Consider the following 21,388-nt stretch of genomic DNA (forward strand, 5'->3'; position numbering starts at 1 on the left):
GTGAGCCCGATGAGCCAGGCGGCACAGAACCTGAACTGGTTGATCACCAACTTCGTGGACAACACCCCGGGGGTGTCCCACACCGTGGTGGTCTCCGCCGATGGACTCCTTCTGGCAATGTCCGAAGGCTTCCCCCGCGACCGCGCCGACCAGCTCGCGGCCGTCGCCTCCGGTCTGACGTCTCTGACGGCAGGCGCCTCCCGGATCTTCGAGGGAGGTGCCGTGAACCAGACAGTTGTGGAGATGGAGCGAGGATTCCTCTTCCTCATGTCCGTATCCGACGGTTCCGCTCTCGCGGTTCTTGCCCACCCCGAAGCGGACATCGGTCTCATTGGGTACGAGATGGCCCTTCTGGTGGACCGCGCGGGCACGGTCCTCACCCCGGATCTCCGTGCGGAGCTCCAGGGAAGCCTTCTCAACTAGCAATCGGACGGTGCGGGTTCGCGTCCCAGGGCCGTAAGGTTTCGGGACGCGGCTCCACAGCGATGGGTGCCCGGCACAGTCGGAGGAGGAGAAAGTGGCAACACCCCCAGGCGGATCGTCTTCGGGCAATTGGTCGTACGGACCTGTTCAGGGTCAGAACGACGGCTCGGCGAACCCGTACAACTTCCCCTCCGCCCCTGGCCACCAGCAGCCGTACGCACCGGGACCCGGTCCCTCGCCGTACGAGCAGCCGGCCGCGCCTCGGATCCAGCCGGTACAGCCGCCCCCGCGCCGTTCCGAGCCGGCGTCCGCTCCGGCGGGGGCCAGCAACCCCTTGGTGCGCCCGTACGCCATGACCGGCGGCCGGACGCGCCCGCGCTACCAGCTCGCCATCGAGGCGCTGGTGCACACCACCGCCGCTCCGCACCAGATGCAGGGCCAGCTGCCCGAGCATCAGCGGATCTGCAACCTGTGCCGGGAGATCAAGTCGGTGGCCGAGGTCTCGGCCCTCCTCACGATCCCCCTCGGCGTGGCCAGGATCCTCGTCGCCGACTTGGCGGAGGCGGGCCTGGTCGCCATCCATCAGCCCGGCGGCGACGAGAACGCCGGTGGCCAGCCAGCCGTGACTTTGCTCGAAAGGGTGCTCAGTGGACTTCGCAAGCTCTAGCGGAGGGCCTTCCCGCTCCACCACGTCCGCGAAGATCGTGGTGGCGGGCGGCTTCGGCGTGGGCAAGACCACGTTCGTCGGCGCCGTCTCGGAGATCAACCCGCTGCGTACCGAGGCCGTCATGACGTCCGCGTCCGCGGGCATCGACGACCTGACCCACACCGGTGACAAGAAGACGACCACGGTCGCCATGGACTTCGGTCGTATCACCCTGGACCAGGACCTGATCCTGTACCTCTTCGGTACCCCCGGTCAGGACCGTTTCTGGTTCATGTGGGACGACCTCGTACGCGGCGCCATCGGCGCGATCGTCCTGGTCGACACCCGGCGTCTCGCCGACTGCTTCCCCGCGGTCGACTACTTCGAGAACTCGGGTCTGCCGTTCGTCATCGCCCTCAACGGCTTCGACGGCAGCCAGCCGTACCAGCCGGACGAGGTGCGCGAGGCGCTCCAGATCGGCCCCGACACGCCGATCATCACCACGGACGCCCGCCACCGCGCGGACGCCAAGAGCGCGCTGATCACTCTGGTCGAGCACGCCCTCATGGCCCGCCTGCGGTAATCCGGTCTCCCCCGAAGGGGCCCTCTCCTCCCGGAGAGGGCCCCTTCGCCGTACCCGCGCCTCCGGCGTGCCCGGGGCGGATCCCGGTACGGCGAAGGCCCCGCTCCTCCCTGAGGGGAGGGGCGGGGCCTTCGGACGGGCTCGGAGAGAGACTCAGCGCCAGCTGTGCGGGGCGCGGAAGCCGGGCTCGCGCTCCAGGCGGCGCCAGCCCGCGCGGGGGCGGCCGCGGTGGGCCTGAGGGGCCGGCTGGGCGGCGGCGCGGGCGAGGAGCACGGCCGTGATGGCGGCGACCTCCTCGGGGTCGGCGTGGCCCTTCTCGACGCGGATGTCAGGCAGGTTCATGGGTGTCAATCTCCGTGAGAGAGGAGTCCGCGGGGTTTCCGCGGCCGGTCCGGTCGGTTACTGCGGCGGGTTGCCGTGCTTGCGCGAGGGCAGGTCGGCGTGCTTCGACTGCAGCATCGACAGGGACTTGACGAGGACCTCGCGGGTCTCCGCGGGGTCGATGACGTCGTCCACCAGGCCGCGCTCCGCCGCGTAGTACGGGTGCATGAGCTCGGCCTTGTACTCCTTGACCATCTTCTGCCGCATCGCCTCGGGGTCCTCGGCCTCGGCGATCTGACGGCGGAAGATGACGTTGGCGGCACCTTCGGCGCCCATGACGGCGATCTCGTTCGTCGGCCAGGCGTACGTCAGGTCGGCTCCGATGGACTGGCTGTCCATCACGATGTAGGCGCCGCCGTAGGCCTTGCGCAGGATCAGGGAGATCCTCGGGACGGTCGCGTTGCAGTAGGCGTAGAGGAGCTTCGCGCCGTGACGGATGATTCCGCCGTGCTCCTGGTCGACACCGGGGAGGAATCCGGGGACGTCCAGGAAGGTGACGATCGGGATATTGAAAGCGTCACACATCTGGACAAAGCGCGCAGCTTTTTCGCTCGCCTCGATGTCCAGCACGCCCGCGAGGACCTGGGGCTGGTTGGCGACGATGCCGACGACCTGGCCGTCCAGCCGGGCGAGGGCGCAGATGATGTTGCGGGCCCAGCGCTCGTGCACCTCGAGGTACTCGCCGTCGTCGACGATCTCCTCGATGACCTTGGTCATGTCGTACGGCCGGTTGCCGTCGGCCGGGACCAGGTCGAGCAGGGCGTCGCCGCGGCGGTCCACCGGGTCGCCGGACTCGGCGCGGGGCGGGTTCTCGCGGTTGTTCTGCGGCAGCATCGACAGGAGGTAGCGCACCTCGGCGATGCACGTCTCCTCGTCGTCGTAGGCGAAGTGGCACACACCCGAGGTCTCGGCGTGCACGTCCGCGCCGCCGAGGCCGTTCTGGGTGATCTCCTCGCCGGTGACCGCCTTCACGACGTCCGGACCGGTGATGAACATCTGCGAGGTCTCGCGGACCATGAAGACGAAGTCCGTCAGGGCGGGGCTGTAGGCCGCGCCGCCCGCGCAGGGGCCGAGCATCACGGAGATCTGCGGGATGACACCCGAGGCCTTCGTGTTGCGCTGGAAGATGCCGCCGTAGCCGGCGAGGGCGGAGACGCCCTCCTGGATACGGGCGCCCGCGCCGTCGTTCAGGGAGACCAGGGGGGCACCGGCCGCGATGGCCATGTCCATGATCTTGTGGATCTTGGTGGCGTGGGCCTCGCCCAGCGCGCCGCCGAAGATCCGGAAGTCGTGGGCGTAGACGAAGACCGTGCGGCCCTCGACCGTGCCCCAGCCGGTGATGACACCGTCGCTGTAGGGCTTCTTCGCCTCCAGGCCGAACCCGGTCGCCCGGTGCCGGCGCAGCTGCTCGACCTCCTGGAAGGAGCCGGAGTCGAGGAGCAGCTCGATGCGCTCGCGGGCCGTCAGCTTGCCCTTGGCGTGCTGTGCCGCGGTCGCCTTCTCGCTGGGACCCGCCACGGCCTGGGCGCGGATCTCGTGCAGCTCGGCGACCCGGCCGCGCGCGTCCGCCGGCTCGGCCGTCGGCTCACCCTTCGTCTCTTCCAAAACGGTCATGTAGTGACCTTACGAAGAGCACCGCGGATTGCGAGCCGTCGACTCCGTACAGTCTCCGGAGCGTTTTCCTGGTAGCACTGAACAGAACCACACCAACATGCAGCCGTTCCGACTGCTCAGGGGCCACTGCCGTTGTAGGGGTGCCACAAAGGCATCACCCGTGAGTGAGCTCACTCCGAGAGCCCACATGCCATCGCCGGAGTGAAAACGGGGCCTCGGACGGGTGCCCGCCGAAAGAGTCCGCGGGCGTCCGGGAGGGTGCGCGGCGGGGCGGCGCGAGGGCCGCGAGGCGGCGACCCCCACCGTACCGCCTGCCGCGGACGCGGCGGAGGCGCCCCGGTCGGGTCCGGGGCGCCGCCTGCCGCTCGCGCGGCCGTCACCGATCCCGGGGGATCAGCAGCCGCAGGTGTAGTACGTCGCGTCCCAGTGGCTGCCCTCGTCGGCGTAGAGGTTGCCGGAGGCCGCCTGCCACTGCGGGTAGCCGTCGCCGCGCAGACCGATGTAAGTGAAGCTGTTCTTGATGTAGTTGGTGATGCACGTGTTCTTGCCGTAGTCGAGCTTGTAGCCGTTCCAGTGCGAGTAGGTGCCGGAGGCGTGGCCGGTCTCGGTCCCCCCGGTGATGTTGAGGGCGCAGCCGCTGGAGCTCTTCAGGGTCTGGGCGCCCTGCGCGGTGGCGAGGTTGAGCTGGTCGAAGGACGTACAGGTCGAGTTGTTGCGGTTGGTGCAGCCGCCCGACGACGACCAGGTGATCCCGGACGAGCGGAACATCGATTCGGCGGTGGCCTGGCTGATCTTGGTGACGGCGAAGGCATCGGTGGCGGTACCGACGACGGCGACACCGGGGGCGACGACGAGCGCGAGCGCGGTCACGGCGGAGCGGAGCTTCATGGGGGAACCTTCCTGCGGTTGGCCGAGCGTCCTGTGGGGCGGCTGTGCAGGTGGTGCATGCAGATGGTGCCCGAGTTCTACGCGCGTCCGCCAGAGGGCGTACGACATCACTGTGCGTTACCCTGAGAACACTCTGCGGATGATGTTGAATATTGAACCGAAAGGGTCTACGGTCGTATCCGTCGGTTTCGTTGAACGTTAAACAGAATCGGCGCGCGGCCCTCCGCACCCGTGCCGCGCATCCCCCGCACCCCGCCGCAAGACCTCTCCAAGGAGCACCTCATGGGTATCTTCAGCCGCAAGGAAACCGCCGCCCCCACCGCCTCCGGCGTGCCCGCCGCGGACCTCTCCGCGCTGACCGGCGACTACACCATCGACCCCGCGCACACCACGATCGGCTTCGTGGCCCGCCACGCGATGATCACCAACGTCAAGGGCGGCTTCACGGACTTCTCCGGCACGCTGCACCTCGACGGTGCCGAGCCCGCGAAGTCCTCCGCCACCCTCGACGTCCAGATGGACAGCATCGACACCGGCAACCCCGACCGTGACACCCACCTGAAGTCCGCCGACTTCTTCCGCACCGACGAGTTCCCGGTCATGGCCTTCCGCTCCACCAAGGCGGAGCACCTGGGCGGCGACGACTACCGCATCACCGGTGACCTCTCGATCCTCGGCGTGACCAAGCCGATCACCATCGACCTGGAGTTCAACGGCGCGGCGAAGGACCCGTTCGGCAACGAGCGTGTCGGCTTCGAGGGCAAGAGCGAGCTCCTGCGTTCCGACTGGGGCCTGACCTGGAACGCGGCGCTGGAGACGGGCGGCGTCCTCGTCTCCGACAAGATCAAGCTGATCTTCGACATCTCCGCCATCAAGAAGGCGTGACCCCCGCTCCCCCGCCGGCTCCCGCGCCCCGGGCGCATCCGCACCCGCCCGCCCCTCCCCGAGAAGGAAGGGCGGGCGCTCGTGCGGGAGGGGCCGGCTGAGCCCCGGCGCTCCCCCGCGGTCCCTCAGTTGCCGCCGAAATCGCCTCCGCCGAAATCCCCGCCCCCGAAGTCGCCTCCGCCGAAGCCGCCGTCACCGAAGCCGCCGTCGTCGCCGAAGCCGCCGGGGTCGAAGTCCGCGCCGGAGACGTCGCCGCCCTCGTAGCCGCCTCCGCCGAAGTCGCCGTACCCGCTGCCGTAGTCGGCCGCGTAGGACGGGGTGGCCATCGCGCTGCCCAGCAGGGTGCCGACGAGCAGGCCGGGAAGGATCCCGCCGCCGAAGTAGCCGCCCGCCCAGGGGCCGTAGGCGGGGCCCGCGTCCCAGTAGGGGCGGCGGCCGTAGGCGGTGTCGACCTCGCGGACCACCGGGTCGCGGCCGTCGGCCAGACGGGTCGCGTCCGCGGCGCAGACCGGGACCTCCCGGGAGCTGCCGCCGGGCGGGATCCAGGTGGCGTCGGCCACGGACGGGCCGTGGCGCGGGTCGAAGAAGCAGGGCGGGCGCCGCTCGGGCAGCGGACGGCCCGCGCGGCGGGCGGCCAGTACGGTGAGCGAGAAGCGGCCGTCCTCCAGCGCCTCGGTGACCGGGCGGACGTCCTCCGGTCTGCTCGCCTCGGCCATCCGCCGCTTGGCGTTCTCGTAGGCGTCCAGCGCGCGCTCGTAGTCCGCGCGCATGGCGTCGTCGGCACCCGGCTCGGCGGGATGGAAGTCCAGCCGGTCGAGTTCCTCGCCGAAGGCGGTGATGTCCTCGTCCACCACGACGCGCAGCCGCTCCAGCGCGGCCCGCTGCTCCTCCTCGTGGCGCCGGCGGCCTCGCCGGACCAGCGCGTAGGCGCCCGCGCCGCCGGCCACCACGACCGCGCCCGCGACGATCAGGGCGGTCGTGGACACCCCCTCGCCGTGCACGGTGCCCCAGCTCGCGGGCGCGCGGCCGCCCATGTTGGCCAGGGCGCGGTCGGTGAAGTCGGTCAGCTGGGCCTTGGTGTCCTCGCCCTGGACGCTGGCCACCAGATTGCGGCGCGCGGTCGTCGGCATGACCGAGGGGTCGGAGCCGGCGTAGAGGCGGTCGCCGACGCGGAGGGCGTACAGGCCCGTGACGCCGGTGGCGGTGCGCACCTTGCCCAGGAGCCCCTCGGTCGGGGTGCCCGCCGGGAGGACCGCGACGAACAGGGGTTTGTTCGCGTCCTTGATGCGGTGGGCCAGCGCGTCGGCGTCGGCCGCGGACAGCTGTCCGGAGGCCGCCGGGTCGACGTAGACGGGGCTCTTGCGCAGGGCCTCGCCGATCGTGGAGACGCCGGTGGCCGCGCTCGCTCCGGGAGCGAGCGCGGCCAGGACGGCCAGCGCGAGTACGGCCAGCAGCAGGGCCGGGAGGCTTCGGGTCCGCGGGACGGCCTTCATGCTTCGAAGCTACCCGAAAGCCTCCTCAACCATCCCGAATCCGTCCATACTCGGCACATGTGCCCGGTGCCGGGCGGGGCGGCCGGGAGCGGGCCTCCGGGTCAGGCGGCCCGGTAGGCCTGCGCCAGCTTCTCCACCGCCTTCCCGTACCGGCCGGTCAGCAGCAGGTGGTCGGCGTCGGCGAAGGGCTTGGACAGCGCCTCGGTGATCCGCTGCCCGGCCGCGCGCTGGACGATCAGCCGCGCCTCGGCGACCAGTTCCCGCCCGGTGCGGGCCGAGCCGGTCCGTTCGGCCGCCGCGGCCGCCCGGCCGAGCGCGCGCAGCTCGGCCGCGCCGCCGTCCGGCACCCGGGTGAGCGTGGTCAGACCCCAGCCGTAGGGGTACTGCGGGTCGTACGACGTGTCGCCCACGTTGACGGGGAGCTGGGCCTCGGACCTCGGCCAGGTGACGGGGAGCTGCCCGGTGAAGGGCCGCTTGCCGTACAGGACGTCGGCGACGCCCTCGCCCTCGGTGCCGGGGAGCCAGGAGGCCACCAGCGCGTCGATGCCGTCGAGCCGGTCGCCGATCAGCTGCGGGCGGCCGGAGACGATCAGCACCACGCACTTCATGGCCGCGCACACCTTGTCCACGGCGGCCTGGTCGGCGGCCGTGAGGGACAGGCTGTGGCCGTTGCCGACGTCGCCGACGCCCTCGGCGTACGGGGTCTCGCCGACGACGACCACGCCGACGTCGTACCCGCCGGTCGGCGCGGAGGCGTCCTTGGACCAGGTGACGTTACCGCCGGCCTCCCGCATGCCCTGCAGGACGGTGGTGCCGGGCACGGTGTTCCCCGGGGCGCCCTGCCAGGTGACGGTCCAGCCGCCGGTCTGGTTGCCGATGTCGTCGGCGTTCGAACCGGCGACGTAGACCTTCTGGCTCTTCTTCAGGGGCAGCAGGCCGCCGCTGTTCTTCAGCAGCACCTGGGACTCGGCCGCGGCCCGGCGGGCGACCGCCCGGTGGGCCGGGGAGCCGATGGCGGCGGCGCCGCGGGTGTCGGCGTAGGGGTGCTCGAACAGGCCGAGGCGGAACTTCTGCGTGAGGATGCGGGAGACCGCGTCGTCGATCCGCTTCGCGGTGATCCGGCCGGCGCCGGCCTCGGCGGTCAGCGTGCCGGTGAAGTCCTTGTAGGAGTACGGCACCATCATCATGTCCACGCCCGCGTTCACCGACGTGCGGACGTGGGAGCCGTAGTCACCGGGGAGCTGGTCGATGGCGTTCCAGTCGCTGATCACGAAGCCGTCGAAGCCCATGCGGCCCTTGAGGACGCCGTTGATCATGTCGGCGCGGGCGTGCATCTTCACCGGGCCCTGCCCGTCGCCGATGACGTCCAGGGACGAGTACGACGGCATGACCGTGCCGACGCCCCGGTCGACGGCCGTGGCGAACGGCGCGAGGTGGACGGCCTCCAGTTCCTGGCGGGTGACCCGGGTGACGCCCTGGTCGATCTTGTAGGACCCGGTCGTCGAGGAGCCGTACGCGGTGCCGCCGTCGCCGGCGAAGTGCTTGGCGGTGGCGAGGACCTTGTCGCCGCGGCCCAGGTCCTTGCCGTCGGCGCGGCCCTGGAGGCCCTGGACGACCGTCTCCATGGACTCGACCAGCGCCGGGTCCTCGCCGAAGGACTCGTAGGAGCGGCCCCAGCGTTCGTCGCGGCTGACGCACAGGCAGGGCGCGAAGTCCCAGGGGATGCCGGTGGCCCGGACCTCGGCGGCCGTCACGGCGCCCGTCCGCTCGGCGAGCGCGGGGTCGCGGGTGGCGCCGATGCCGATGTTGTGCGGCATGACCGTGGCGCCGACGAGGTTGTTGTGGCCGTGCACCGCGTCGACGCCGTAGATCAGCGGGATCTGGAGGCGGGTGGCCCGCGTCCGCAGCTGGAAGTCGTCGATCATCCGCGCCCAGGCCGCGGGGGTGTTGGGCGTCGGGGTGGAGCCGCCGCCGGAGAGCAGCGAGCCGAGGCCGTAGGCGGTGATGTCGCCGCCCGTGCCGACCGCGCCGCGCTCGGCCTGGGTCATCTGGCCGGCCTTCTCCGCCAGGGACATGCGCCCGAGGAGGTCCGCCACCCGCTTCTTCACGGGCAGCCGGCTGTCGAGGTACGGCAGCCCGTGGGCGTCGATGACGACCTGCGGGGTCTCGGCGGGAGCCTTGGCGCCGGTCACCGTGAGCGTGACCGGGATCGACTCGGCGGACTCGGCGGCCTTGTCCTTCAGGGTGTGGACCTGGACGGTCCGCGAGGCGCCGGAGGCGGTGCCGGCCGGGAAGGTGAGGGTGCCGGAGGCGGAGGTGTAGTCCTTGCCGGGCTCGGCGGTGCCGCCGCCGGTCGCGTAGGCGACCGTCACGGGTTCGTCGAGGGGGGCCGCGCCGGTGGTGGACACGCCGACCTTCAGGGTGGCCGTGCCGCCCTCCTTCACCGGCAGGACCGTCGCGCCGGTGGTGACCGAGGCGCGCAGCGACTGGTCGGCCCGGCCGTACAGCTCGACGTCGTCCATGGCGAAGCTGCCCTGGACGCCGGTGGGGAGCGTGAGGGCGTACCCCCACATCGCGGTCAGCCCCAGGACGTGGTCGATGCCGCCGACGGGCTGGTAGTCCGTACGGTAGGTGAAGTCGCCGAACGGGATCTCGACCTGTTTCCAGCCGGTGAAGTCGTCGGTGAAGGACGTCGTCCACAGTTCGGACGCCTCGCCGTTGGCGCCGCCGTCCTTGATCTCGAAGGCGATCTTCTTGCCGGTGTTCCGGCCTTCCCACCAGAAGCGGATGCCCCGGTGCGCGGACCAGTCGTGGGCGGGCTCGCCGGCGGCGAAGTCGTGGGTGAAGCCTCCGTAGCCGCTGATGTCGTAGGTGCCGGTGAGGACCTTGGCGCCCTCGGGGGCGTCGGGGCGGTCCGCCAGCCGGAGCGCGGGCGGGTCGTCGGCGTCGCCGCCCCAGGTGAAGATCCCCTCGGCGGGCTGGGCGGCGAAGGGCACCTCGCCCTCGAAGCGGTCGACGGGCACGGGCGGCGGATCGGCGGCGCCCGAGGCGGTGGCGGCGGCGGTCAGCGGGAGGAGCGCGGTCAGCAGAGCGGCGGAGGCGAGCAGGGCGGTTCTTCGCATGGACCCTTCCCTTGGCTCTCTGGCGGGTGTCCGCGCGGTCCTCGCGGTGCGGGCCGCGGAGACACCCTCTGGGGGCTCTCGATTCACTCATGACTTAGATCAGGGCGTGAGTTAACTCGGGCCTCATGAAGCCGTCAAGAGTTCACGTCAGAAGTGACGGGGGCTCACGGGGCGGCCGGATCGGCGCGGTCGCGTGTTCGGCTTCTGAATGCGCGACCCCTTGACGCGCCCGCCGAGCCGTCATTGACTCACGGCTCGCACGCCTCCCCACCCCCCACCTCATGAAGGGACGGCGCACCATGAGACGACCCCTGCGCGCTGCCCGGCTGCTGCTGGCCGGGCTGCTCGCCACCGCCGGACTGACGGCCGCGGGCATCCCCGCGCACGCGGCCGGTGAGCAGGTGACGGTCTGGCTCACCACCACCGACGACTCCGCGGGACGGCACGTCGTACGCGGCCTCCAGGCGCAGACCCCGTTCGCCTTCCAGTCCGGGGCCGGGGGCGCCGGCGAGAACATCACCGTGGACGAGAACACCCGGTACCAGACGTTCACCGGCGGCGGCGCCTCCTTCACGGACACCGCGGCGTGGCTGATGAACAGCAGCGGGGCGCTGTCGCAGGCGACGCGGGACGCGACCATGCGCAAGCTGTTCTCGCCGGCCGACGGGATCGGGCTGTCCTTCCTGCGCAACCCGATGGGCGCCTCGGACCTCGCGCGCTCCGGGTACACCTACGACGACGTGCCGGCCGGGCAGAGCGACCCCTCGCTGGCGAAGTTCTCCCTCGCGCACGACCTCGCCGACGTCGCCCCGCTGACCCGGCAGGCGGTCCAGCTGAACCCCGCGCTGACCGTGATGGCGTCGCCGTGGACGGCCCCGGCGTGGATGAAGGACAGCGGCTCGCTGAACGGCGGCTGGCTGAAGGCCGAGGACTACGGGGCGTACGCCTCGTACTTCGTGAAGTACCTCCAGGCGTACAAGGCCCAGGGCGTGGACGTCGGTTACGTCACCGCGCAGAACGAGCCGACGTGCTGCTCGGGCTATCCGTCGATGAGCTGGAACGCGAGCGGGCTGGCCTACTTCACCAAGAGCGAGCTGCTGCCGAAGCTCCAGGCGGCGGGCCTGTCCACGAAGGTGCTCGCGCACGACTGGAACTGGGACACCTACGACTCCTACGCCGCGCAGACCGTGGACGACCCCGCCGTGCGCGCCCACCCCAACTTCGGCGGGATCGCCTGGCACGGGTACGGCGGCGACATCGCGAAGCAGACGGCCGTCCACGACCGGTACCCCGGCCTGGACGCCTTCGGCACCGAGCACTCCGGCGGCACCTGGATCGCCGACCAGCAGCGCGAGGACATGTCGAACATCATCGACTACACCCGCAACTGGGCGAAGTCGGTGACCAAGTGGTCGCTGGCGGTGGACCAGAACATGGGCCCGCACAACGGAGGCTGCGGCACCTGCACCGGCCTGGTCACCGTGCACAACGGCGACGCGCAGGGCGGGAGCGTGGACTACACCGTCGAGTACTACGACATGGGGCACCTGACGAAGTTCGTGCGGCCCGGCGCCCAGCGCATCGCCTCGACCGCGTCCGCCGCCGTGCCCAACGTGGCCTGGCGCAACCCGGACGGCAGCAAGGCGCTGATCGCGTACAACGGGTCCACCTCGGCGCGGACGGTCACCGTCGGCTGGGGCGGGCAGCACGCCACGTACTCCCTGCCGGCGCGGACCTCGGCGACCTTCACCTGGTCCGGCACCCCGTCGGGCGGCGGCGCGCGCAGCGGTGCCTTCACGGGCCTGGCCGGCAAGTGCCTGGACGTGGCGGGCGGTTCGAGCGCGAACGGTACGGCGGTGCAGCTCTACGACTGCAACGGCAGCGCGGCGCAGGCCTGGACCGTACAGACCGACGGGTCCGTGCAGGCTCTCGGCAAGTGCCTGGACGTGACCGGGGGTTCGACCGCGGACGGCGCGAAGACGCAGCTGTACGACTGCAACGGGACCGGGGCGCAGCGGTGGAGCTACGACCCGGCCACGGGCGACGTCGTGAACACCGCCGCCGGCAAGTGCCTGGACGTGACGGACAACTCGTCGGCGAACGGGGCCCGCGCCCAGATCTGGTCGTGCACCGGGGCCGCCAACCAGAAGTGGCATCTGCAGTAGCCCCGCGCCCGCGGCGGTCCGCCGTCCGTCCGCGCGGCCGCTGCCGGGCTGTGGCCCGGGAGCGGCCGCGGGCGGACGATGGCGGAGGGATCCGGCACCGCATCCGGGCCGGGCCGTTCGCGGAAGGGAGCCGGTCATGCGTGAGTTCCTGGTCAGGATCACCACCACCGTGCCCGAGGGCACCGCGCCGCAGGAGGCGGACCGGCGGAGGGCGGCGGAGGCCGTCCGGGCCCGGGAGCTCGCGGCCGCCGGACATCTGGCGCGGCTGTGGCGGCCGGTCGGCGAGCTGCGCAGCGTCGGCGTCTGGCGGGCGGCCGACGAGGAGGAGCTGCGCGCGAAGGTGCTCGGCACCCTGCCGCTGGCGCCGTGGATGACCTTCGAGATCACCCCGCTGGAGCCCCACCCCAACGATCCCGGCGACGGTTCCGCGGCACCGTGAGCCACGGCGGGCCGCGGCCCCGCGGCCCCGTGGCCCGCGGCGGTTCCGGGGCGCCGTGAGCCCGCGGATCGGGCGGTCCGGCTGCGGATCGGCGTCCCGGACGACATGGTGGTGGTACGAGGCCGCAGCGCGCCATGCCATCGGGAGCCGCAGATGACCACAGCCCAGGACCTGCTGATCGTCGCCCTGGACGCCCCGGCGGCCGGCCGGCCCGCCCAGGGCGACCTGTCGCTCGCCCTCGCCGGAGCCGAGCTGCTCGACCTGCTGGAGGTGGGCGCGCTGGTGGTGGAGGACGCCCGGGTCGTGCCCTCGGCCGAGCGCGTCACGGGTGACGTGCTGCTCGACGGGGCCTCGGCCTCTCTCGTGCGGCAGACGCCGTACGAGACGGTGGAGGACTGGCTGTGGCGGCGCGGACGCGGTCTCGCCGACGCCTACGCCACCGATCTGGAGCAGCGGGAGACGCCCGCCGGGACCCGGCGGCACTGGCTGCGCCGGCGCTCCGCGGACTCCGCTCCCCCGGACTCGCCGGACCGCCGCCGCGCGGCCGACCGCTGGGCGGCGCACGAACCGGTCCTGGTGGATCTGGCGGAGGCCCTCGGCATCGAGGACACCTCCGGGACGCAGACGGCCGAGATCACCGACGACCAGGTGGCGACCGTCCTGGCCGCCGTCGGCGAGGCCCTGACCGAGCTGGAGGCCGTGCGCCAGCGCCGCCGGATCGAGGAGGACGCCTACGACAACGTCTGGCGGGCCCCCTGACCCGCTCGCGGGCCCGCCGCGCCGGTCGCTACTGGGCGGCGGCCGGCTCCACTCCCGCGCGCAGCAGACCGTAGGTGTAGGCGTCCTGGAGGGCCTGCCAGGAGGCGGCGATGACGTTGTCCGCGACGCCGACCGTGGACCACTCGCCGGCGCCGTCGCTGGTGGAGATCAGCACCCGGGTGGTGGAGTTCGTGCCGTGCTTGCCCTCCAGGATGCGGACCTTGTAGTCCACCAGGTCCAGCTTGGCGAGCTGCGGGTAGATCTTCTCCAGGGCCACGCGCATCGCCCGGTCGAGGGCGTTGACGGGGCCGTTGCCCTCGGCGGTGGCGACGATGCGCTCGCTCATGGCCCACAGCTTGACCGTGGCCTCGTTGGCGTGGGTGCCGTCGGGGCGGTCCTCGACGATGGCCCGCCATGAGTCGACCTCGAAGTACTTCAGCGGCTTGCCCTGCACCTCGGCGCGGAGCAGCAGCTCGAAGGAGGCGTCCGCGGCCTCGTAGGTGTAGCCCTTGAGCTCGCGCTCCTTGACCCGGTCGACCACCCGGCCGATCAGCTCGCGGTCGCCGCCGAGGTCGATGCCCAGCTCCTTGCCCTTCAGCTCGACCGAGGCGCGGCCGGCCATGTCGGAGACGAGCATGCGCATGGTGTTGCCGACCAGGCCGGGGTCGGTGTGCTGGTACAGGTCGGGGTCGACCTTGATCGCGGAGGCGTGCAGGCCGGCCTTGTGCGCGAAGGCGGAGACGCCGACGTAGGGCTGGTGGGTGGAGGGGGTGAGGTTGACGACCTCGGCGATGGCGTGCGAGATCCGGGTCATCTCGCGCAGCCGTCCGTCGGGCAGGACCTTCTTGCCGTACTTCAGCTCCAGGGCGGCGACGACCGGGAAGAGGTTGGCGTTGCCGACGCGCTCGCCGTAGCCGTTGGCCGTGCACTGCACGTGGGTGGCGCCCGCGTCGACGGCGGCGAGGGTGTTGGCGACGGCGCAGCCGGTGTCGTCCTGGGCGTGGATGCCGAGGCGGGCGCCGGTGTCGGCGAGGACGGTGGCGACGACGGCGTGGATCTGCGCGGGGAGCATCCCGCCGTTGGTGTCGCAGAGGATGACGACGTCGGCGCCGGCCTCGGCGGCGGTCCGGACGACGGCCTTGGCGTACTCCGGGTTCGCGCGGTAGCCGTCGAAGAAGTGCTCGCAGTCGACGAAGACCCGGCGGCCCTGCGCGCACAGGTGGGAGACCGTGTCGCGGACCATCTCCAGGTTCTCGTCCAGGGTGGTGCGCAGGGCCAGCTCCACATGCCGGTCGTGCGCCTTGGCCACCAGGGTGATCACCGGGGCGCCGGATTCCAGGAGCGCCCTGACCTGCGGGTCGTCGGCGGCTCTGGCGCCCGCGCGGCGGGTGGCGCCGAAGGCGACGAGCCGGGCGTTGCGGAAGTCGATCTCCTGCCGGGCCCGGGCGAAGAACTCGGTGTCGCGGGGGTTCGCGCCCGGCCATCCGCCCTCGATGAATCCCACGCCGAAGTCGTCGAGGTGCCGTGCGATGGCCAGCTTGTCCGCGACGGTGAGGTTGATGCCCTCGCGCTGCGCGCCGTCGCGCAGCGTGGTGTCGAAGACGTGGAACGAGTCGTCGAGTTCGCTGGTTTCCGTCATGGTCTCAAGGCTCCTGTCGGAGATGTCGGTCTTCCGGATGACCGGCTCCACCGTCCCCCATGGTCCCTCGCGCCACGTCTCCGGCTGAAGGTGGGCCGGAAAACGAAAAACCCCTCGCGGGTGCGAGAGGTCTGCGCGCGGGTCGAGGACGACGGTGCCACCCGCACCTGGTCGTGCGAGGTGGTCACTGCGGACCGGCGCGCCTGCTGCCCATAATCATGGCGAACGAGAGCACGAGGGGCAGTCTGGCACAGAGTGCCCCTCGTCTCACCGTCCGTCTCAGGATGCGGGCTCGCGCGACCCGCCCCGTGGGACGGCAGGGGCACGAGGTGCGTACGGGACACAAGGTGCGAGCGGGAGGCGTGGGGCGCACGGGACGCGTGGGGCAGCGGATTGCGTGGGGCACGCGGGACAAGATTGCGTGGGGCACGCGGGACAAGTGGGGCGCGCGGGGCGCCGGGGGGGCTCAGGCGTCCGGCGTGAGCAGGGCGCCGGTGAGGAACTCCCTCACATGGGCGAGGACCCGCTCGCGGTCGGTGCCGCGCAGGCCGACGGCGACGTGGATGGAGAAGCCGTCGAGGAGGGCGCGCAGCCGGGTGGCGAAGCGGTCGGCGTCCACGGGCCGGAACTCCCCGCGCGAGACGCCCTCGGCGATCAGGGCGACGAGGTCGCGGTGCCAGGCGCCCTCGATGGCGGCCTGCCGTTCGCGGGCGTCGTCGCCGGCGCCGCGCGAGCGGTTCCACACCTCCAGCCACAGCGTCCAGTGCGGGTCGCGGTCGCCGTCGGGGACGTACAGCTCGACGTAGGCCTCCAGCCGCTCGCGCGCGCCGCCCGGCCGGGTGAGCAGCCGGGCGCGCTCGGCGCCGAGCCGGCCCTCGCTCCACTCCAGGGCCTGGAGCAGCAGTTCGTCCTTGGAGCGGAAGTAGTAGAGCAGGTGTCCGCTGCTCATCCCGACCGCGTCGCCGAGTCCCGCCATGGTCAGTTTCTCCAGGCCGCGCTCGGCGATCATGTCCATCGCGGCGGCGAGCACCTCCTCGCGCGGCGGGGCGGGGGTGCGGCGGCGGGAGGAGGAGGCCGGGCTCATGCGGTGACCGTCCCTACGGCGTCGGGCTGGCGGTTCTCGGGCGGTGCGGCGCGCCCGGGGGACGGCGCGGGCAGCGGGTGCGGCGGGCCGCCGGGACGGCGGCCGCGGGCCGCGCGGACCTGGACGTTCACCCGTCTGTTGTACCCGACGGGGGCCGTCAGGGGACCCTCGGCTGCTGCTGGGTGATGCAGTGGATGCCGCCGCCGGCCGCGAAGACGGGCCGGGCGTCCACCAGGGTGACCGTGCGCCGCGGGAACAGCCGGCGGAAGATCCCGGCGGCGGTCTCGTCGCGGGGGTCGTCGAAGCCGCAGAGCACGACGCCGCCGTTGCACAGGTAGTGGTTGATGTAGGAGTAGTCGGCCCAGTGGCCGTCGGTCTCCAGGACGGTCGGGGCGGGCACCTCGACGACCTCCAGCGGGCGGCCGTGGGCGTCGGTCGCCGACCTGAGGATGCCGATGACCTCGCGGGTGATCTCGTGGTCGGGGTGGGCCGGGTCGGGCTGGTGGTGGGCGACGACGACGCCGGGGCGGGCGAACGCGGCGACGATGTCGACGTGGCCGAGGGTGCCGAAGCCGTGCGGGGGGTAGTCGGCGGTGAGGCCGCGGGGCAGCCAGATCGCCTTGCGGGTGCCGAGGTGGGCGTGGATCTCCGCCTCGACCTCCTCCTTCGTCCGGTGCGGGTTGCGCTCGGGGCCGAGCTGGACGGTCTCGGTGAGCAGGACGGTGCCCTCGCCGTCGACGTGGATGGCGCCGCCCTCGTTGACCAGGTCCGAGCGGTACGTCTGCGCGCCCGCGAGACCGGCGACGTGCCCGGCGATCTTCGCGTCGTGCTCCCAGCGGGCCCACTCCTGGGCGCCCCAGCCGTTGAACGTCCAGTCCACGGCGGCCAGCCGGCCCGCGCCGTCGGTGAGGAAGGTGGGCCCGATGTCGCGCATCCAGGCGTCGTCCAGGTCGCGTTCGACGGTGTCGACGCCCTCGCCGAGCAGGGCTCGTGCCTCCCCGGACTGTCCGGGCCCGCACACGACGGTGACCGGTTCGAAGCGGCGGACGGCGCGGGCGACCCCGGCCCAGGCGCGGCGGGCGGCGGCGAGGCTCCCGGGCTCGGCGAAGGTGGCGTTGGGGCCCGGCCACGCCATCCAGGTGCGCTCGTGCGGGGTCCACTCTGCGGGCATGCGGAAGCCGTCGGCTGCCGGGGTGGTCATGTCACGGCTCCCTAGAGGAAGTAGAGGCGGTTGAGGGCGACGGAGTCGGCGGGTTCGGAGCGCAGCGGATCGCCGTCGAGGGTGACGAGGCCGGTGCGCTGGTCGACGTCGACCGCGCCGGTACGGGCGTTCAGCCGCAGGTCGGCGGGGCCGATGCCACGGGTGCCGCGCACGGCGACGCGGCGGCGCCGGGTGGGCAGGGTGTCGTGGCCCTGGTCGAGGGCGGCACGGGCGACGAACGCGACGGAGAGGTCGGCGGGGGTGGCCCCGTGGCCGCCGAAGAGGGGGCCGAGGACGAGGGGTTCGCAGGTGTCGGTGGCGGCGTTGGGGTCGCCGGTGACGCCCCAGGCGGGGAAGCCTGACTTGAGGACGAGCTGCGGTTTGGCGCCGAAGTACGCGGGGCGCCACAGCACGATGTCGGCGAGCTTGCCGGGTTCGAGGGAGCCGATCTCGTGGGAGAGGCCGTGGGCGATGGCCGGGTTGACGGTCAGCTTGGCGATGTAGCGCAGGACGCGGGCGTTGTCGTCGCCCTCGCCGTCGCCGTCCAGGGGTCCGAGTTCGGCCTTCATCTTCCCGGCCATGGCGAAGGTGCGGCGGACGGTCTCACCGGCGCGGCCCATGCCCTGGGCGTCGGAGGAGGTGATGCCGATCGCGCCGAGGTCGTGCAGGACGTCCTCGGCGCCCATGGTGCCGGCGCGGATGCGGTCGCGGGCCATGGCGGCGTCGCCGGGCAGGTCGGTCTTGAGGTCGTGGACGGAGACGATCATTCCGTAGTGCTCGGCGACCGCGTCCCGGCCGAACGGCAGGGTCGGGTTGGTGGAGGAGCCGATGACGTTGGGGACACCGGCCATCTTCAGCACGTTGGGCACATGGCCGCCGCCGCAGCCCTCGATGTGGAAGGCGTGGATCGTACGGCCTTCCAGGACCCGCAGGGTGTCCTCGACGGAGAGGCACTCGTTCAGCCCGTCGCTGTGCAGGGCGACCTGTACGTCGTGCTCCTCGGCGACCCGCAGCGCGGTGTCCAGGGCGCGGGTGTGGGCGCCCATGTCCTCGTGCACCTTGAAACCCGAGGCACCGCCCTCGGCCAGCGCCTCCACCAGCGGAGCCGGGTCGGACGACGAACCGCGGCCGAGGAAGCCGATGTTGACGGGCCACGCGTCGAACGCGTTGAACGCGTGCCGGAGCGCCCACGGCGAGTTGACGCCGACGCCCCACACCGGGCCGAACTCCTGCCCGATGATCGTGGTGACCCCGGAGGAGAGGGACGCCTCCATGATCCGCGGCGACAGCAGGTGGACATGGGTGTCGACGGCTCCGGCGGTGGCGATCAGCCCCTCGCCGGACACGATGGTCGTGCCCGTGCCCACGACCACGTCGACCCCGTCCAGGGTGTCGGGGTTGCCGGCCCGGCCGATGGCGTGGATGCGGCCCTCGCGGATGCCGATGGACACCTTGCGGATGCCGAGCACCGCGTCGATGACGACGACGTTGCTGATCACGACGTCACAGGTGTCGCGGACCGCCGCGGCCTTCAGGTGCAGCCCGTCCCGGGCGGTCTTCCCGAACCCGGCCAGGAACTCGTCGCCGTACTTCTGCGCGTCGGACTCGACCCGGATCACCAGACCCGAGTCGCCGAGCCGGACCCGGTCGCCGGCGCGGGGTCCGTGGGTGGCGGCGTACTCGTACGGATTCACCGGTTCTCGACTCCCAGATCGTCGGCGCCCGGTCGCCCGGTGCGCCCGCTCCCCGCCTCTTGCCGTCCTGTGCCCGCGCCGCCGGCCGACGGGGCACCGGGGTCCCCCGCTCCGAGGTAGCCGCAGGCGGCCGCGCGGCGCAGGGCCTCCTCGCGTGCGCCCGGCGCGTCCAGCGGTCCGTCGACCAGACCGGCGAAGCCGATGGCGACGCGGCCGCCGCCGATCGGCACGAGACCGACCTCGGCGCTCTCCCCCGGTCCGAACCGCACCGAGGACCCGGCGGGCACGGCCGCCCGCATGCCGTAGGCGCGGGCGCGGGGGAAGTCGAGGCGCGGGTTGGCCTCGAAGAAGTGGAAGTGCGAGGTGACGCTGACCGGCACGGACGCCGTGTTGGTGACGGTCAGCGTCAGGACGGGCTCGGGGTCGGCGTGCTCCGGGCCGGGCAGCAGCGCGCCGGGCGCCAGGTCGCCGAGGCCGCCCCCGATGGGGTCGGCGACCACCGCGAGCCGGGAGCCGTCGTCGAAGACGGCCTCCACGTGCACCTCGGTGACCACGTCGGCGACGCCCGGCAGCACGTCGTCGGGGCCGAGCACCGAGCGGGCCGCCTCGATGGCCTCCGCGAGCCGGCGGCCGTCCCGGGCGGCCTCGCAGACGGTGTCCGCGATCAGCGCGGTCGCCTCCGGCACGTTCAGTCGGAGGCCGCGCGCCCGGCGGGCCCGGGCCAGCTCGGCGGCCCCGAAGAGCAGCAGCCGGTCGCGTTCGGTGGGGGTCAGTCGCACGGCGCGACACCTCCTTGCCTGGCCTACGTTTAGAGCGTCACTCTAAACGCCGTGGACCTCGAAGAGAAGGGCCTTCCGCGCGTCCCGCCTCGCCAGTTTGAGTGATGTTCTAAACACCCGTGCCCTCGGGACGCGACAGGGCCGCCCCGGACGCGGTGTCCGGGGCGGCCCTGTGGGTGCCGGCGCTGTGTGCCGGCCGGCCGGGTGTCAGCCCAGCGGGTGCATCCAGCCGTGCTGGTCGCCGATGGTGCCGCGCTGGATGTCGAGGAGGGCGCCGCGCAGGCGCATGGTGACCTCGCCGGGCTCGCCGTCGCCCTGCTTCCACTCCGCGCCGTCCCGCTTGACGGTGCCGACCGGGGTGATCACGGCGGCGGTGCCGCAGGCGAAGACCTCGGTCAGGGTGCCGTTCTCGGAGTCGCGCTGCCACTGCTCGACGGAGACGCGGCCCTCCTCGGCCTCGTAGCCGAGGTCACGGGCGACGGACAGCAGGGAGTCACGGGTGACGCCCTCCAGGATGGAGCCGGTCAGGGTGGGGGTGACGATCCTGTCGCCGTAGACGAAGAACAGGTTCATGCCGCCCAGTTCCTCGACCCACTTGTGCTCGACGGCGTCGAGGTAGCAGACCTGGTCGCAGCCCTTGGCGGCGGCCTCGGCCTGCGCGAGCAGGGAGGCGGCGTAGTTGCCGCCGGTCTTGGCGTCGCCCATGCCGCCGGGGACGGCGCGGACGCGGTCCTCGGAGACCCAGATGGAGACCGGCTTCACGCCGCCCTGGAAGTAGGCGCCGGCCGGGGAGGCGATGACGATGAACAGGTACTCGTTGGACGGCTTGACGCCCAGGCCGACCTCGGTGCCGATCATGAACGGGCGCAGGTAGAGGGACTCCTCGCCGCCGTGCGCGGGCACCCAGTCCTTGTCCTGCCGGACGAGGAGGTCGCAGGCCTCGATGAACGTCTCGACCGGGAGCTCGGGCATGCCGAGGCGGTGCGCGGAACGCTGGAAGCGGCGGGCGTTCTGGTCGGGGCGGAAGGAGGCGACCGAGCCGTCGGGCTGCCGGTAGGCCTTCAGGCCCTCGAAGATCTCCTGCGCGTAGTGCAGGACGTTGGTGGCCGGGTCCATCGGGATCGGCGCGTACGGAACGAGCTGGCCGTCGTGCCAGCCGCGGCCTTCGGTCCACTTGATGGTCACCATGTGGTCGGTGAAGTGGCGGCCGAATCCGGGGTTGGACAGGATCGCCTCCCGCTCCGCGGCGGCGAGCGGATGGGCGGAGGGCTTGAGCTCGATCGTGGGCGTCGTCATGACTGGGAGTCCTTCGCTTCCTCTATGGGCGGAGCGGCGCCGGTCTTTCGGCCGGACTCTCCGGGGTCGTCCCGGAAAGATGCAGCACCGGTTGTGGTGACGGGCCGCGCTCACGCCCGCACGGCCCGTGGCCGGAGTGAGGACGTCCGAGCATTCCCCATGTCGCGGCTCCGCGTTCGATTATCGCGCGCGGATGGCGAGGGAAGGAATCGGGGTGAAAGCGGCCCCGGGTTCGATGGTGACACCCGTCGGCCGCACAGGAAAAGGCCGCCGGGCGCGGTGGCGACCCGGCGGCTT

18 protein-coding genes are annotated in these 21,388 nt (G+C 72.3%); 7 read left to right on the forward strand and 11 right to left on the reverse strand.

The genetic code is table 11. From position 1 onward, the window contains the following. The first annotated feature begins 9 nt into the window (after nucleotides 1-9). From ACIPRD_RS00910 to ACIPRD_RS00920, 3 genes are all read left to right on the forward strand, one after another. Nucleotides 10-423 carry a roadblock/LC7 domain-containing protein gene (locus ACIPRD_RS00910; protein ID WP_330460004.1) on the forward strand — a complete coding sequence of 138 codons (414 nt, stop codon included), beginning with the start codon at nucleotides 10-12 and terminating at the stop codon, nucleotides 421-423. 94 nt (nucleotides 424-517) lie between these two features. Next, a complete protein-coding gene (locus ACIPRD_RS00915) occupies nucleotides 518-1,090 on the forward strand; it encodes a DUF742 domain-containing protein (protein ID WP_356404090.1) in 573 nt (190 codons plus the stop codon). Then, nucleotides 1,071-1,652, forward strand: coding sequence for an ATP/GTP-binding protein (locus ACIPRD_RS00920; protein ID WP_307622619.1), 582 nt, complete (start codon nucleotides 1,071-1,073; stop codon nucleotides 1,650-1,652). Before ACIPRD_RS00915 ends, ACIPRD_RS00920 begins: the two co-directional genes overlap by 20 nt. A 153-nt stretch (nucleotides 1,653-1,805) precedes the next feature. Here ACIPRD_RS00920 and ACIPRD_RS00925 read toward each other — a convergent pair whose 3' ends face one another. From ACIPRD_RS00925 to ACIPRD_RS00935, 3 genes are all read right to left on the reverse strand, one after another. Next, a complete protein-coding gene (locus tag ACIPRD_RS00925) occupies nucleotides 1,806-1,994 on the reverse strand; it encodes an acyl-CoA carboxylase subunit epsilon (protein ID WP_356404087.1) in 189 nt (62 codons plus the stop codon). Nucleotides 1,995-2,051: 57 nt separating this feature from the next. Then, nucleotides 2,052-3,647, reverse strand: a complete 1,596-nt coding sequence (locus tag ACIPRD_RS00930) for an acyl-CoA carboxylase subunit beta (protein ID WP_356404085.1) — start codon at nucleotides 3,645-3,647, stop codon at nucleotides 2,052-2,054. 393 nt (nucleotides 3,648-4,040) lie between these two features. After that, entirely contained in the window at nucleotides 4,041-4,535 is a 495-nt protein-coding gene (locus tag ACIPRD_RS00935) for a hypothetical protein (RefSeq protein ID WP_356404083.1), read from the reverse strand. A 282-nt stretch (nucleotides 4,536-4,817) separates the two neighbouring features. Between ACIPRD_RS00935 and ACIPRD_RS00940 the strand changes: the two genes are divergently transcribed. Then, the gene (locus ACIPRD_RS00940; protein WP_356404081.1) at nucleotides 4,818-5,420 is read left to right on the forward strand and encodes a YceI family protein; all 603 of its coding nucleotides are present in this window, start codon (nucleotides 4,818-4,820) and stop codon (nucleotides 5,418-5,420) included. Between the two features lie 125 nt (nucleotides 5,421-5,545). On the opposite strand, the gene ACIPRD_RS00945 is transcribed toward ACIPRD_RS00940, so the two are convergent. Both ACIPRD_RS00945 and ACIPRD_RS00950 read right to left on the reverse strand, forming a co-directional pair. Next, complete coding sequence (locus ACIPRD_RS00945) at nucleotides 5,546-6,913, reverse strand: hypothetical protein (protein WP_401558845.1); 1,368 nt, start codon at nucleotides 6,911-6,913, stop codon at nucleotides 5,546-5,548. Between the two features lie 101 nt (nucleotides 6,914-7,014). Beyond that, complete coding sequence (locus ACIPRD_RS00950) at nucleotides 7,015-10,035, reverse strand: glycoside hydrolase family 3 protein (RefSeq protein WP_401558847.1); 3,021 nt, start codon at nucleotides 10,033-10,035, stop codon at nucleotides 7,015-7,017. Nucleotides 10,036-10,334: 299 nt separating this feature from the next. On the opposite strand from ACIPRD_RS00950, the gene ACIPRD_RS00955 reads away from it, so the two are divergent. The 3 genes from ACIPRD_RS00955 to ACIPRD_RS00965 all read left to right on the forward strand — a co-directional run bounded on the left by ACIPRD_RS00955 (nucleotide 10,335) and on the right by ACIPRD_RS00965 (nucleotide 13,398). Further along, entirely contained in the window at nucleotides 10,335-12,200 is a 1,866-nt protein-coding gene (locus tag ACIPRD_RS00955) for a ricin-type beta-trefoil lectin domain protein (RefSeq protein WP_401558850.1), read from the forward strand. Between the two features lie 136 nt (nucleotides 12,201-12,336). Beyond that, nucleotides 12,337-12,639 (forward strand): muconolactone Delta-isomerase family protein, encoded by a 303-nt coding sequence (locus ACIPRD_RS00960; protein ID WP_401558853.1) that lies wholly within the window; start codon nucleotides 12,337-12,339, stop codon nucleotides 12,637-12,639. Between the two features lie 153 nt (nucleotides 12,640-12,792). Then, on the forward strand, nucleotides 12,793-13,398 hold the full coding sequence (locus tag ACIPRD_RS00965) for a GPP34 family phosphoprotein (RefSeq protein WP_356404071.1): 606 nt from the start codon (nucleotides 12,793-12,795) through the stop codon (nucleotides 13,396-13,398). A 28-nt stretch (nucleotides 13,399-13,426) separates the two neighbouring features. Here the strand turns inward: ACIPRD_RS00965 and cimA are convergent, their stop codons facing one another. From cimA to ACIPRD_RS00995, 6 genes are all read right to left on the reverse strand, one after another. Further along, nucleotides 13,427-15,037, reverse strand: a complete 1,611-nt coding sequence (gene cimA, locus ACIPRD_RS00970; protein WP_356404069.1) for a citramalate synthase — start codon at nucleotides 15,035-15,037, stop codon at nucleotides 13,427-13,429. A 466-nt stretch (nucleotides 15,038-15,503) separates the two neighbouring features. After that, a complete protein-coding gene (locus ACIPRD_RS00975) occupies nucleotides 15,504-16,121 on the reverse strand; it encodes a TetR/AcrR family transcriptional regulator (RefSeq protein WP_401558857.1) in 618 nt (205 codons plus the stop codon). 157 nt (nucleotides 16,122-16,278) lie between these two features. Continuing rightward, nucleotides 16,279-17,322, reverse strand: a complete 1,044-nt coding sequence (locus ACIPRD_RS00980; RefSeq protein ID WP_401558860.1) for an agmatine/peptidylarginine deiminase — start codon at nucleotides 17,320-17,322, stop codon at nucleotides 16,279-16,281. Between the two features lie 11 nt (nucleotides 17,323-17,333). Further along, nucleotides 17,334-19,016: an urease subunit alpha gene (locus ACIPRD_RS00985; protein ID WP_401558862.1), complete on the reverse strand. Its 1,683-nt coding sequence runs from the start codon at nucleotides 19,014-19,016 to the stop codon at nucleotides 17,334-17,336. Then, entirely contained in the window at nucleotides 19,013-19,795 is a 783-nt protein-coding gene (gene ureA / locus ACIPRD_RS00990; protein WP_356404061.1) for an urease subunit gamma, read from the reverse strand. Before ureA ends, ACIPRD_RS00985 begins: the two co-directional genes overlap by 4 nt. 207 nt (nucleotides 19,796-20,002) lie before the next feature. Beyond that, entirely contained in the window at nucleotides 20,003-21,091 is a 1,089-nt protein-coding gene (locus tag ACIPRD_RS00995) for a branched-chain amino acid aminotransferase (protein WP_356404059.1), read from the reverse strand. Nucleotides 21,092-21,388 lie beyond the last annotated feature (297 nt).

The sequence above is a fragment of the Streptomyces sp. NPDC090108 genome (genome assembly GCF_044747185.1).
In the GTDB taxonomy this organism is placed as follows: Bacteria; Actinomycetota; Actinomycetes; order Streptomycetales; family Streptomycetaceae; genus Streptomyces.

Excerpts from the sequence above, each read along its gene's own strand:
- ACIPRD_RS00940 (WP_356404081.1), top strand. The coding sequence starts at position 4,818 with ATGGGTATCTTCAGCCGCAAGGAAACCGCCGCCCCCACCGCCTCCGGC.
- ACIPRD_RS00950 (WP_401558847.1), bottom strand. The coding sequence starts at position 10,035 with ATGCGAAGAACCGCCCTGCTCGCCTCCGCCGCTCTGCTGACCGCGCTC.
- cimA (WP_356404069.1), bottom strand. The coding sequence starts at position 15,037 with ATGACGGAAACCAGCGAACTCGACGACTCGTTCCACGTCTTCGACACC.
- ACIPRD_RS00975 (WP_401558857.1), bottom strand. The coding sequence starts at position 16,121 with ATGAGCCCGGCCTCCTCCTCCCGCCGCCGCACCCCCGCCCCGCCGCGC.
- ACIPRD_RS00960 (WP_401558853.1), top strand. The coding sequence starts at position 12,337 with ATGCGTGAGTTCCTGGTCAGGATCACCACCACCGTGCCCGAGGGCACC.
- ACIPRD_RS00910 (WP_330460004.1), top strand. The coding sequence starts at position 10 with ATGAGCCAGGCGGCACAGAACCTGAACTGGTTGATCACCAACTTCGTG.
- ACIPRD_RS00925 (WP_356404087.1), bottom strand. The coding sequence starts at position 1,994 with ATGAACCTGCCTGACATCCGCGTCGAGAAGGGCCACGCCGACCCCGAG.
- ACIPRD_RS00945 (WP_401558845.1), bottom strand. The coding sequence starts at position 6,913 with ATGAAGGCCGTCCCGCGGACCCGAAGCCTCCCGGCCCTGCTGCTGGCC.
- ACIPRD_RS00955 (WP_401558850.1), top strand. The coding sequence starts at position 10,335 with ATGAGACGACCCCTGCGCGCTGCCCGGCTGCTGCTGGCCGGGCTGCTC.
- ACIPRD_RS00980 (WP_401558860.1), bottom strand. The coding sequence starts at position 17,322 with ATGACCACCCCGGCAGCCGACGGCTTCCGCATGCCCGCAGAGTGGACC.
- ACIPRD_RS00935 (WP_356404083.1), bottom strand. The coding sequence starts at position 4,535 with ATGAAGCTCCGCTCCGCCGTGACCGCGCTCGCGCTCGTCGTCGCCCCC.
- ACIPRD_RS00930 (WP_356404085.1), bottom strand. The coding sequence starts at position 3,647 with ATGACCGTTTTGGAAGAGACGAAGGGTGAGCCGACGGCCGAGCCGGCG.
- ACIPRD_RS00995 (WP_356404059.1), bottom strand. The coding sequence starts at position 21,091 with ATGACGACGCCCACGATCGAGCTCAAGCCCTCCGCCCATCCGCTCGCC.
- ACIPRD_RS00965 (WP_356404071.1), top strand. The coding sequence starts at position 12,793 with ATGACCACAGCCCAGGACCTGCTGATCGTCGCCCTGGACGCCCCGGCG.